This is a genomic window from Bradyrhizobium sp. Rc2d (assembly GCF_900099855.1).
Classification (GTDB): Bacteria; Pseudomonadota; Alphaproteobacteria; order Rhizobiales; family Xanthobacteraceae; genus Bradyrhizobium.
On the sequence record NZ_FNCU01000003.1, the window covers coordinates 115,763 to 128,233 of the forward strand.

General features: G+C 60.2%; 11 protein-coding genes and 1 pseudogene. 9 read left to right on the plus strand and 3 right to left on the minus strand.

The genetic code is table 11. The annotated features are described in order from the left end of the window. Positions 1-508: 508 nt before the first annotated feature. Together groL and groES are read right to left on the minus strand one after the other, a co-directional pair. Positions 509-2,158 (minus strand): chaperonin GroEL, encoded by a 1,650-nt coding sequence (groL, locus tag BLV07_RS06705; protein ID WP_091881510.1) that lies wholly within the window; start codon positions 2,156-2,158, stop codon positions 509-511. A gap of 88 nt (positions 2,159-2,246) precedes the next feature. Next, entirely contained in the window at positions 2,247-2,561 is a 315-nt protein-coding gene (gene groES / locus BLV07_RS06710) for a co-chaperone GroES (protein ID WP_091881514.1), read from the minus strand. Positions 2,562-3,185: 624 nt separating this feature from the next. Here groES and BLV07_RS50270 point away from each other — a divergent pair. From BLV07_RS50270 to BLV07_RS06720, 3 genes and pseudogenes are all read left to right on the plus strand, one after another. After that, positions 3,186-3,296: a recombinase family protein gene (locus BLV07_RS50270; protein ID WP_130219856.1), complete on the plus strand. Its 111-nt coding sequence runs from the start codon at positions 3,186-3,188 to the stop codon at positions 3,294-3,296. Positions 3,297-3,771: 475 nt separating this feature from the next. Beyond that, positions 3,772-3,984 (plus strand): annotated as a pseudogene (locus tag BLV07_RS06715) (ATPase, T2SS/T4P/T4SS family); the annotation flags it as partial. After that, the gene (locus BLV07_RS06720) at positions 3,959-4,186 is read left to right on the plus strand and encodes a recombinase family protein (protein WP_349524448.1); all 228 of its coding nucleotides are present in this window, start codon (positions 3,959-3,961) and stop codon (positions 4,184-4,186) included. The pseudogene BLV07_RS06715 and the gene BLV07_RS06720, both read left to right, overlap by 26 nt. Positions 4,187-5,006: 820 nt before the next feature. On the opposite strand, the gene BLV07_RS06725 is transcribed toward BLV07_RS06720, so the two are convergent. Next, positions 5,007-5,645: a GntR family transcriptional regulator gene (locus tag BLV07_RS06725; protein ID WP_085964263.1), complete on the minus strand. Its 639-nt coding sequence runs from the start codon at positions 5,643-5,645 to the stop codon at positions 5,007-5,009. 125 nt (positions 5,646-5,770) lie between these two features. On the opposite strand from BLV07_RS06725, the gene bioB reads away from it, so the two are divergent. The 6 genes from bioB (at position 5,771) to panC (ending at position 12,085) form a co-directional block, all read left to right on the plus strand. Continuing rightward, positions 5,771-6,820 carry a biotin synthase BioB gene (bioB, locus tag BLV07_RS06730; protein WP_091881517.1) on the plus strand — a complete coding sequence of 350 codons (1,050 nt, stop codon included), beginning with the start codon at positions 5,771-5,773 and terminating at the stop codon, positions 6,818-6,820. 125 nt (positions 6,821-6,945) lie between these two features. Further along, positions 6,946-8,115 (plus strand): 8-amino-7-oxononanoate synthase, encoded by a 1,170-nt coding sequence (locus BLV07_RS06735; RefSeq protein WP_091881520.1) that lies wholly within the window; start codon positions 6,946-6,948, stop codon positions 8,113-8,115. Beyond that, complete coding sequence (gene bioD / locus BLV07_RS06740) at positions 8,097-8,729, plus strand: dethiobiotin synthase (RefSeq protein ID WP_091881524.1); 633 nt, start codon at positions 8,097-8,099, stop codon at positions 8,727-8,729. Before BLV07_RS06735 ends, bioD begins: the two co-directional genes overlap by 19 nt. Continuing rightward, positions 8,729-9,991, plus strand: a complete 1,263-nt coding sequence (locus BLV07_RS06745) for an adenosylmethionine--8-amino-7-oxononanoate transaminase (RefSeq protein ID WP_091881529.1) — start codon at positions 8,729-8,731, stop codon at positions 9,989-9,991. Before bioD ends, BLV07_RS06745 begins: the two co-directional genes overlap by 1 nt. 356 nt (positions 9,992-10,347) lie before the next feature. Further along, entirely contained in the window at positions 10,348-11,220 is an 873-nt protein-coding gene (gene panB, locus BLV07_RS06750) for a 3-methyl-2-oxobutanoate hydroxymethyltransferase (RefSeq protein ID WP_091881534.1), read from the plus strand. Positions 11,221-11,233: 13 nt separating this feature from the next. Next, positions 11,234-12,085, plus strand: coding sequence for a pantoate--beta-alanine ligase (gene panC / locus BLV07_RS06755; RefSeq protein WP_091881537.1), 852 nt, complete (start codon positions 11,234-11,236; stop codon positions 12,083-12,085). The last annotated feature ends 386 nt before the right edge of the window (positions 12,086-12,471 follow it).

The window sequence follows — 12,471 nt, forward strand, 5'->3', positions numbered from 1 at the left end:
GCAGTGATTGCTCGCAGCGCTTCCCTCATCCTGACTTCCGCGGCATCGAATGAAAATGAAATTCTTCAAGTGTCGCAGCGCGCGTGAGGGCATTCCTGGCGATCAGGCGCGTAGTCGGGAGCAGATTTGCTAAGCAAAGCGGAGTAAAAATACTTGCGGGTGACGGTGGCGTAAGTCTGTTGTTCGGTGCCGTGCCTAGCGGAGCCGTTCTCAGGCCACGCGGCCTCTCGTAGTGGCTGCTGCGAAACGTCGGCTCGTCCACTGGCTGCTGGTGGTGAATTGTAGACCTTAAGACCGAAGCACTGCGCGGGGGCCCGTCCGGCATCTGACGCCAATGGATCCATTCGATACTTGGCAACTAGATAGGGCTATTCAACGATCCGGGGGTGCCGGGGCCGCGCGTAATGCGAGCCCAGAATAACGTGGTAGAAAGATTGCAAGAGCAAACAAAAACCCCGGCATTGCTGCCGGGGTTCTCGCGTTTGGTGGTCCGCGTGATGCGGCTGGATCAGAAGTCCATGCCACCCATGCCGCCCATGCCGCCGCCAGGAGGCATCGCAGGGCCGCCGGCGTTCTTCTTCGGCAGCTCGGCAACCATCGCTTCCGTTGTGATCAGCAGCGCCGCCACCGAGGAGGCGTTCTGGACTGCGGTGCGCACGACCTTGGTCGGGTCGATGATGCCCTTGGAGACCAGGTTGCTGTATTCGCCTGTCTGCGCATCGAAGCCGTAAGAGTACTGATCCTTCTCCAAGACTTTGCCGACCACGACCGAGCCGTCTTCACCGGCGTTGAGCGCGATCTGACGGGCCGGCCAGGACAACGCCTTGCGTACGATCTCGACGCCGGTCTTCTGGTCGTCGTTCTTGGTGCGCAGGCCCTTGAGCGCGTCGGCGGCACGGAGCAGGGCGACGCCGCCGCCCGGGACGATGCCTTCCTCGACAGCCGCGCGGGTCGCGTGCATCGCGTCATCAACGCGATCCTTGCGCTCCCTCACCTCGACCTCGGTCGCGCCGCCGACGCGGATCACCGCGACGCCGCCGGCGAGCTTGGCGAGACGCTCCTGCAGCTTCTCACGGTCGTAGTCCGAGGTGGTTTCCTCGATCTGCGCCTTGATCTGGGCCACGCGCGCCTCGATGTCGGCCTTCTTGCCGGCGCCGTTGACGATCGTGGTGTTCTCCTTGTCGATCATCACCTTCTTGGCGCGACCGAGCATGTTGAGCGTGACGTTCTCGAGCTTGATGCCGAGATCTTCCGAGATCGCCTGGCCGCCGGTCAGGATCGCGATGTCCTGCAGCATGGCCTTGCGGCGATCGCCGAAGCCGGGAGCCTTGACGGCCGCGACCTTCAGGCCGCCACGCAGGCGGTTCACGACCAGGGTGGCGAGGGCTTCGCCTTCGACGTCCTCGGCGACGATGACCAGCGGCTTGCCGGTCTGCACCACGGCCTCGAGCAGCGGCAGCAGCTCGTTGAGCGAGGAGAGCTTCTTCTCGTTGATGAGGATGTAGGCGTCGTCCATCTCAACGCGCATTTTGTCGGCGTTGGTGACGAAGTAGGGCGAGATGTAGCCGCGGTCGAACTGCATGCCCTCGACGACGTCGAGCTCGGTCTCGAGCGACTTGGCTTCCTCGACGGTGATGACACCCTCGTTGCCGACCTTCTTCATGGCGTCGGCGAGGAACTTGCCGATCTCTTGGTCGCCGTTGGCCGAGATGGTGCCGACCTGGGCGATCTCGTCGTTCGAGGTGACCTTCTTCGAGTTCTTCTGGAGATCCGCAACGACGGCCTCGACCGCGAGGTCGATACCGCGCTTCAGGTCCATCGGGTTCATGCCGGCGGCAACGGCCTTGGCGCCCTCGCGGACGATCGCAGCCGCCAGCACGGTGGCGGTGGTGGTGCCGTCGCCGGCCGCGTCAGCGGACTTGGAGGCGACTTCGCGCACCATCTGGGCGCCCATGTTCTCGAACTTGTCCTCGAGCTCGATCTCCTTGGCGACGGTGACGCCGTCCTTGGTGATGCGCGGAGCGCCAAACGACTTGTCGAGCACGACGTTGCGGCCCTTCGGACCGAGAGTGACCTTCACCGCGTTGGCGAGGATGTCGACACCGCGCAGCATGCGGTCCCGCGCGTCTACGCCGAATTTGACTTCTTTGGCTGACATGACGATTTTCCCTGAGGTTCATTTCTTTCCACCCTTGGCGGGGCGCCCGGCAGGCGCTCTTCAGGGGTGAGTGGTGCGAGCGGTGGATTTAGGCGGCCTTCTTGCTGGAAGACACATCGGTGAGAACGCCCATGATGTCGCTCTCCTTCATGATCAACAGCTCCTGGCCGTCGATCTTGACCTCGGTGCCCGACCATTTGCCGAACAGGACGCGGTCGCCGACCTTCACGTCGATCGGGATCAACTTGCCAGCCTCATCGCGGCCGCCGGGGCCGATGGCGATGACTTCCCCCTGAGACGGCTTTTCCTTGGCAGTGTCGGGAATGATGATACCGCCAGCGGTCTTCTCTTCGGCGTCGATGCGCTTGACCACGACGCGGTCGTGAAGCGGACGGAATTTCATGCAGTCCTCCTAAGTATTTGCACGAGTTGATGATTTTAGGCTTGTTAGCAATCGCTGCCCGCGAGTGCTAGCGCGGGCGGAGCTGAAATAGGAAGAGTGTTTTTCGGGAGCAAGGGTCTGTAAGGGGTCCTGCTCCAACAAATACAGTACGGAACGGACAAATAATCTCAGTTCTTACACGACTGCGCCCTCTCGGGGGCGACGATCTACGTCAGTAATAAGCGCCGCATGTGTCCGCGCGGCTTCCTGGCCTCTTCTAGGACGGCTGCGAACAGTCATCCGGCAGGAATTCTATCAGTGGGCGGGCGGAAATCCCCGCCGGGTATGATCACGATGAAATATTTGGCACTCCATACCTCAGAACTGATCATCCGCGGACAGGGTTATCCTTGCCGTTGGTCAGCAGCAGCGACGGTTCACACTTCGGAGCTGTGCCTGATGCCGGCGCACAGTCCCGGACGTCCCGGGGCATCTAGGATTGCCCATCCCGGGCGGGCTACGGCAGCTTTTGCGAAGAACGTGAGGCTGGCCACTGAGGTCAGTGGCTCGTGACGGGGCCGCGCTCGTTCATACCTAAGCCCGTTCTGCGGCACGTGAGCGGGTCTTTTGCGAAAATGAAAGCGCATAAAGGACGGTCGCCGCGCCCTCGCGCAGCTCCTTCGGAAGCTGCGACCAGGCGATGTCGTGATCGTGTCAGAACTTGATCGCCTACCGCGGGTCCTTTCAAGGTGCTGAGCATTTTACCGAGATCAGAGTCCCGCCGCGATCACATCGTAAAGGCGCCGCCTACAAGTCACTGGCGGAGCCGTGGGCGGACAGCACGCACGAACTGGGAGAAGTGTTGGCGGCGCTGGTTGGCTACATCGCCCGCGAGACGCGGGGAGATAATTCGCGAACGAACGGCAGCGGAACGCGAACGGTCGACAGCGTGGCATGAAATTCTTTCGCCGGCTCAACAAAAGCAGAGCCATCTAACGGAGACGTGCAGGAAAAAACCTCAAGGCCATAGTACACGCCGTCAATGTGGCGCATCCACGATCTTGCGCCTGGAGCCGTAATCGTCCTGAGGCTTGCTCGTGCAACCGAAAAGCATAAACCCGGCTAAGCCGGGCGTCTTCGGACGGCTTGGATGGCCCTCGTCATGACCAGGTTAGCGTGCGGCGGCGTAAGCTCGGAGATGATAGTGAGGAGATCCCGCACGGCTCTGCTTCTGGTCGCGCTGCGCACCAAGGATGGCGTCGCGTCTCTGTCCGATCTGGTCCGGTCATCGCTGCGTTTGCGCCCCGATCGCATTCCGGTCGGGGAGGTGCGGGGCAGCGAAGCGTTGGAACTCCTCAAGGCCTGGGGCACCGGCCACCCCGGTGGGATCGGAACGATTCACGCCGGCACGGCGCTGGGTGCGCTCCGCCGCCTCGAACAGCTTAGCTGGGGGTGGCCTGACATACGAATATGCCGCGGTCACTGGAAGAAGTGGCGAAGGAGTCGTTGTCGAGACCGAGGCACAAGTGATCCGGCGCATCTTTCAGGAATACGTGGACGGCCGTACGCCTCGGGAAATCGCGCACGATCTCAACAACGAGAGGATACCACCTCCGCGGGGGACTATGCGCCTGGACATTGCGTAAAGCGGGCGGGACCGGAGGAGATCAGGCAGCTTAGCCGCGCAGATCTTGCTCGCTTGGTTGCAAATTCAGTCTTTGGACATGGAATCCGTCCGAGCCGCGATTCCGTGGGTTTCGGTCGCTTCTTCCTGCAGGCGCTGGGCGTCTCCAGCGTCGCCGAGTCCGTGGCACCCGAAGCTTTCGCCTTACCTGGCAGTTCCGCCAGTACCTAATCGAGCCAAGCGCGGATCCGGAACGATACCATGCGCTGCAGTTACAGCTTCCAAACGGCATCTTGCTCTATGGACCGCCAGGATACGGCAAGACCCACGCGGTGGAACGCTCGTCGCCGTCCTCAGGAGACCAACCTTCAGGTTTGACCTAGCAAACTCGGAGGCTCGGCGTTCGGACAAGCGAAGCGTAGCGCGCCGTCGCTGCTGATCCTGGAGGAGATCGATGCCTTTCGTCGGTGCGCGGACCCTTGTCACACGACCGAAAGGTGGAGGACCTGACGGAGATCCACCGGATGCTTATACCGGACAGTACAATCGTCTTGCCCTCGTAGCTGCTGAACGGATCCTGGCCAGATATGAGTAGCGTCCGAGTAATTCGTGTTTCGTAAACAACGAGTCGATGTCGTTACCGAGCTGATCGGCCTTGCGGTTGCGCGCGAGAGTCCGTCGGCGATTCGATCGATGTGGTCTTGTTCTTGGCTGTGAATAGGACGATGTGGCGAATCATGGCTGGCTAGGACTCGTGTGAGATGAAGGCTGATCGCAGGACTATCTTAATATCGTGCCAGCGATGGACGCCGCATGGTGCTCTGCGATTGCATTTTTGTCCCTCATAATGACGCTGGGAGGGCGAGGCGCTCAATGGTTTGAATGTGACGCGCAAGCAGATCGCAGGCTTGATCGATATTGCGCGATCGTAATGCTTGCAGAATCAAGCGGTGATCCTGATTGGAGCGCGGACGCCATCCGGCACTGCGCGCCATCGCGAACACCAGTCGCGAGTTTGCGAGTTGCAGTCCATCGAGGCAGGCGAGCAATCGAGGCATTGCGCAGGGCGCCACAAGGGCGTGGTGAAATGTGCGATTCGCGATCTCGAATTCCTGAATTGTCTCCGCGTTGTCTGCTTCGATCAGGGCCAGCTCAATCCGCGCCAGATGAGCCGACGTGAGTTTCGGCGCGGCATTCCGCAGCGCGACCACCTCTAGCGCGGCGCGCATCTCGGCGATCTCCTTCACCGACTTCGCGTCGAGCGATGCAACGCGCACGCCGCGGCGGGGGGCGGCAACAACGAGATGTTGTGCCTCCAGTTGCCGAAAAGCCTCCCGCACGGGGACGTGGCTCGAGTTGAATTCGCGCGCGATATGGTCCTGCCGCAGCGGTGCGTCTGGTTGTAGCGCGCCGCTGATAATGCGGTGGCCGATCGAATGCGCAATGCGTTGCGCAGTTGTCGTGTTGTCGCTCAAATTCATCATAGATTATCTATCAGAAAACATCGTGCGTGGCGGACAGACGTCAGTTAGCATACCTCAAGATGGAAGATCATAGATAATCATAAGGATTATCTATAGTTTGTAGAGGAGGCCTCGTGGCTCGGATGGTCCCAAGCGCGAAAACAGAATCGGACGACGGCTACATCGAACCCCTCCGCCACGACTGGACCCTTGGGGAGGCGGAGGCGCTCTACAACGCGCCATTCTCCGACCTGATGTTCCGCGCCCAGGCCGTTCACCGCCGCCGCTTTGATCCCAATCATCTGGAGACCGCGAGCCTTCTCAGCATCAAGACAGGCGGCTGCCCAGAGGATTGCGGTTATTGCTCGCAGAGCGCGCACTATGACACGGGGCTGAAAGCGACGCGGCTGATGGACAAGGCGGATGTGATCGCGGCGGCCGAGCGCGCGAAAGCGGCCGGCGCGACGCGGTTCTGCATGGCGGCGGCGTGGCGCAGTCCGAAGGACCGAGACCTAGACCAGGTCTGCGAGATGGTCAGCGCGGTGAAGGGTCTCGGAATGGAAACCTGCGTGACGCTCGGAATGCTGACCGCTCCTCAGGCGCAGCGTTTGCGTGAGGCCGGCCTCGACTTCTACAACCACAACGTCGATACCTCGCCCGAATTCTATGGCCAAATCATCACCACGCGGATCTTGCAGGATCGTATCGACACGCTCACAGAGGTGCGCGCGGCGGGCATCAAGGTCTGCTGCGGCGGCATCATCGGCATGGGGGAGCGCGTCGTGGACCGGCTAGGCATGCTGGTGCTGCTCGCCAATCTGCCGAGCCATCCGGAGAGCGTGCCGATCAATCTCTGGAACGAGGTCAAGGGCGTGCCGGTCATGGAAACCGCGGAACGGCCCGATCCAATCTCCCTCGCGCGTCTCGTCGCGGTCGCACGCATCCTGATGCCACAAAGCGTGGTGCGGCTGTCCGCCGGACGGCAATACATGAGCGACGAATTGCAGACGCTGTGCCTTCTCGCCGGCGCTAACTCGATCTTTATCGGCGACGCGCTCCTGACCACGCGCAACCCGCAGCGCGAGCGCGACGTGGAGTTGCTTGGGCGGCTCGGCATCAAATCCAGCCTCGACCAAGAGCAGCCGGTCAACACGCAATCTGCGCCGGCTAACGATAGCGTTCACAGCGATTGACGCCCAAACCGCGTCCGCCGACCTCGAGAGACGTTTTGAAGAATGTCAGGAAGAAGCGGGGCTTCGTGATTAGCGGCTGCCTGAGTGATTTGCGCAAGCACTCCTTCTACACGCGGGATTGATTAATGACTCCAACACGCGCGGACAAGGTGGCCACTTATCACGCCGCCTTGCGGGCCCTGAACGAGCAAGAGCGGCTGCGGCGCCTAGCGCCGCGTTCCGGCATTGATTTTGGATCGAACGACTATCTCGCGCTGGCGAGTGCGCCGCGCATGAAGAAGGCTGTGGCGGCGGCGCTGGAAGCCGGCACTCCAATCGGGGCCGGCGGGTCACGACTCCTGCGCGGAAATTGCGACGAGCACGAACGTCTCGAAGCGGAGGCCGCGCACCTTTTCGGAGCCGAGACGGCGCTGTTTTTCAGCGCCGGATATGTGGCGAATTTTGCCATCCTGACGACGCTGCCTCAACGGGGCGATCTGCTGGTACTCGATTCGCTCGTGCACGCGAGCATTCACGAAGGCGCACGGTCCGGACGAGCCGAGTTTCGCGAAAGCGCTCACAACGACCCGACGTCGGTCGAAAACACAATACGCGACTGGCGCGCGAAAGGCGGGACGGGCCGCGTCTGGATCGTGGCTGAAAGTCTATACAGCATGGACGGCGATTTCGCGCCGCTCAAGGAGCTTGTCGCAATCGCCGACAGGCATGATGCGTTTCTTTTGGTAGATGAAGCTCATGCCACTGGCGTGTACGGTGAGCAGGGAAAAGGGCTGACCGCCCCCTATGAAGGGCGCGAGAACCTGGTGGTCGTTCATACGTGCGGCAAGGCGTTGGGCGCCGCCGGTGCCCTCGTCACCGCAAGCAGAGTGCTGCGCGACTTCATGGTCAACCGTTGCCGTCCATTCATTTTTGCAACCGCCCCGTCGCCTTTGCTAGCTGTTGCCGTGCAGGAGGCGCTATCAATTTTGAAGGAGGAACCGGAACGGCAACAACGCCTGGCCAGCTTGGTCGCCTTCACACATCGGGAGATCCGCTTGCGCGGGGGCCGGAGTCCCTCCGTTTCCCAGATTGTCCCTTACATTGTCGGCGACAACGCGCGCGCCATGAAACTGGCATCGATGCTGCAGGCTCGCGGATTCGACGTTCGCGGAATCCGACCACCGACTGTGCCGGCGGGCACAGCTCGGCTGCGAATCTCCCTGACGCTGAATGTCGGAGAGAATGATGTGCGTGCGTTGCTCGATGCCTTGATGGAAGAAACCGGAAGCGAGGCAAGATGGCTCGGCGATTCGTAGTCACCGGCACCGACACTGAGGTCGGCAAGACGATCTTTTCCGCAGGACTCGTCGATTTTCTTGATGCCTATTATTGGAAACCTGTCCAGGCTGGCCTTCGAGGGGAGATCGATTCCCAGGTCGTTGAACGACTGGCTGAACTTCCCGACGATCGGATTGTGCCAGAGCGGTATCGTCTTGAAGCGCCAGCCTCACCACATCTCGCAGCAGAACTCGATCGCCTTCACATCGATGCCACCGCACTCAATGTACCGGACACCGGGGATCGTCCGCTCGTGATCGAAGGAGCAGGCGGGCTGATGGTACCGCTCAATCGCAACGAACTCTATATCGACGTCTTTGCACGATGGCGGCTGCCAGTCATTCTCTGCGCGCGCACTGCCCTCGGTACCATCAATCATTCGCTACTTTCGCTCGAGGCCTTGCACAATCGCAACATTGAAATTCGCGGTATCGCGTTCATCGGCGAAGAGAACGTCGACACCGAGAGCACCATTTGCAGGATCGGACAAGTGCGGAAGCTGGGCCGGCTGCCGTGCCTTGCTCCACTCACGGCCAACGCGCTTCGCGCGGCCTTCAAGGTCTCGTTCCATGGTGGCGATTTCGATTCATAATGTGCAAAGCAAAGTCGCGGATCTGGCATCCGTTTACCCAACATGCGCTGCAAGGCGAGATGATAAAGGTTTTGCGCGGCGAGGGTGCATATCTTTACACCGCGGATGACCGTCGCATCATCGATGCGATCGCGTCCTGGTGGGTTGTGACCCATGGCCATTGTCATCCATACATCGTGAGTGCCATTCAGAAGCAGGCGGAAAAGCTCAACCAGATCATCTTCGCGGGCCACACTCATGAACCCGCCGAAGAGGTTGCCTCCCTGCTTTTGAAACTTGCGCCCCGCGGCCTCGACTACGTCTTCTTCTCCGACAGCGGCTCGACCAGTGTGGAGGTCGCGCTAAAGTTCGCGCTCGGCTATTGGCGCAACATCGGCGAGTCGCGTTCACGCATCGTCGTGATGCAGCATTCCTATCATGGCGACACGGTGGGGACGATGTCGGTCGGCGCGCGTGGTGTGTTCAATGCGGCCTACGAACCTCTGCTGTTTGAGGTTACCTCAGTGCCGTTCCCGGCGCTGGGTCATGAACAGCCGACGCTCGACGCGCTCGAGGCCGCGTGTCGCAACGAAAATCCGGCTGCCTTCATCGTCGAACCCCTGATCCTGGGAGCTGGCGGGATGCTTATGTATCCTGCTTGGGTCCTAAATGAAATGAAACGGATCTGTGAGGCCTCAGGCGTCCTGTTCATTGCCGACGAGGTCATGACAGGCTGGGGGCGCACTGGAACATTATTCGCTTGCGAGCAGGCTGGTGTCACGCCCGACATTGCCTGCTATTCCAAGGGCCTCACGGGTGGCTCTCTTCCGCTTGCGGTGACGCTCTGCCGCGCGGACATTTTCGACGCACACTATTCGAAAGACCGAACCCGCACCTTCTTCCACTCCAGTTCTTACACGGCAAATCCGGTGGCGTGTGCCGCTGCCAAGGCGAACCTGGATCTCTGGTGCAACCATGAGACTTACGAGCGCGTGGCCTCCGTCGCTGCAATGCAGAAACAGAAAATCGAGCCATTTCGCGCGGACGCGCGCTTCGGGAATGTCCGTCAGACTGGTACTATCACAGCACTCGAGCTGAAGGCGTGCGACGAGGGCTACCTCGCCAATATCGGGCCGAGGCTGCAGGCGTTCTTTAGCGATCGAGATCTGCTGCTGCGCCCGCTTGGCAATACGATCTATGTCATGCCGCCGTATTGTGTCACGTCGGCGGACCTCGAGGAAATCTACGCTGCAATTAACGATGCAGCCGATGAGCTGGTCTAGAAGCAGGCCGGATCGGTCGTCGATCGCGACAGCCTGTCGGCGAATCTTCAGAAGCCATTGGCCACGCCCGCATGACCCAACACACCGGCCGAGAAAGTCTTCGTCTGGTGATCGCGCAACCAAAAGGAATTTCCATCCGTCGCCACGCCATTTTCGAGGAATCGATTTCTTTTTTTCTCCCCCGGTTGACAATTTTCTTCCACGCTCCCTAGGAAGTACTAGGTGCGTAAGGGCTCAACGGTGTTTCAAATGAGAAAAGTACTCTCTGCTAAGCAGTCGGCGAGTTGGTTGACATCAAAGCCTTGCCACTGCGCACCGCAGAATCGAACTGAGGTCGTCGACGCGATGGGGTCCAAATGAGCCACGTTTCGCAGCAGCCGGTCGAGCGCATCACGATTCCCATGCTGCAGCGCTGGAAGCAGGACAGCCGGCGTCTCGTCATGACGACTGCCTACGACGCGGTTGCGGCGCGCATCGCGGATCCTTCCGTCGACATCATTCTCGTTGGTGACAGTGTCGGTAACGTTTGCCTTGGATTTGAAAACACGCTCCCCGTAAGCGTGGCGATGATGAACCATCATCTGGAAGCCGTTGCACGCACCAGGCCTCGTGCTTTGCTCGTCGCCGATATGCCGTTTCTTAGCTTCCACCTCAGCGTCGAAGAAACCATACGCAATGCCGGCGGATTCCTGCAACGAGGCGCAGCCGCGGTGAAGCTCGAGGGCGGCGGCAAGCGTATCGAGATGGTACGTGCCCTTGTCGATTGCGAGATTCCCGTGATGGGTCATCTGGGTCTTATGCCCCAGAGCGTCAATGTCATGGGCGGCTTCAAGGTGCAGGGCCGGAAAGCGGACGAAGCGCTGCGGCTGCTCGATGATGCTCACCGTCTGCAGGAGGCCGGCTGTTTCGCTTTGGTGTTGGAAGGCATTCCGGCCGAGCTTGCTGCTCGAGCAACCGATTCCTTGACAATACCAACGATCGGAATCGGCGCCGGCCCGGACTGTTCAGGGCAGGTGCTCGTGTTTCACGATGTGCTGGGCCTGACCGAAGGTCATCGCCCCAAATTCGTTCGCGCCTATGCAGAAGGCTTCCAGCAGTTGCATGATGCGCTTTCGCGCTGGGCCGCGGATGTCCGCAGTGGTGCATTCCCGACAGCGCAAGAGTCCTATCGACTTCCTGAAGGTGTCGGCGAGGCAATTACCAACTGGGCGCCATCCAACCCAACCTGATGTAGAGCTCGACATGCAAACAATCACGACGGTCGCTGAGCTTCGCCGCACTCTCGCAAAATCCCGCAGTGCCGATCAACGGGTCGGATTCGTGCCGACAATGGGCTATCTCCACGATGGCCACCTGGCGCTGATCGCGGCGAGCCGGGCGCAATGCGACGTCACCGTCGTCAGCATCTTCGTCAACCCCACTCAGTTCGGACCAAACGAGGATCTCAGCACCTACCCGCGAGCCTTCTTGCGCGATGAGGGACTGTGCCGCGATGCCGGTGTTGCGATCCTCTTTGCGCCGGATGCACAGGAAGTCTATCCGAGCCATTTTGAGACCTTCGTTGAACCGGGCGACCTCGCGAAACCGCTGTGCGGAGCCTTCAGGCCTGGACATTTTCGCGGTGTCGCGACTGTCGTATGCAAGTTGTTCAACATGGTGCAGCCCGACGTCGTGTTTTTTGGCCAGAAGGATTTTCAGCAATGCGCAGTCGTGCGCCGCATGGCGGCCGATCTCAATCTTCCGATCGAGATCGTCACCGTACCAACCGTTCGCGAACAGGATGGGCTCGCGATGAGCAGTCGCAACCGGTATCTCAGCAAGGAAGAACGTCAGCGGGCCCTTGCGATCAATCGTGGACTATCCGCCGCGCTCGATGAATTTCGCGCAGGAGAGCGCAACGTAGAAAAGCTGATTGCGATCGCCAAGGGGCATTTAGAGGCAGTTGACCGAGTGCAGTATCTTGAACTTGTCGACGGTGACACGCTCAACACCGCCGACAGTCCACTGCGACGCCCCGCGGCGCTTTGTGCGGCAGCCTACGTCGGCTCGACCCGGCTGATCGACAACGTAATGCTGACGTGGCCGACTCCGTAGCGCAATACGTAGCCAAACCGTATGCAGCATATTGAGCTGGAAGAAGTGCTCAAGGCAACGTTTCCGACAGACGTGTCGACCTAATAGCAAAGGGCGAACTCCGAACCGACGTTGTTCAGCGAGTTAGCGATGCGATAGGGGATGCTTGCGGAATATTATGGGACCGAGAACTTTGCGTCTGGCAACGTCACAGGTTTCGCGCGGCTGCGACCAGCGACCGTTTCGACAAACCTTGGTATAGTGTTTTGCAGCCGATGCTATATTACCCACTTACCCTTGTACAGTTGAGCACCCGTCAGGTTCGTTTGTACTTTCGATGTCGAAACCTGGATCATTCGATCGACGGGTCGGCGCGAAGCCTGAACTGATAGCTTGCTAGAAGTCAG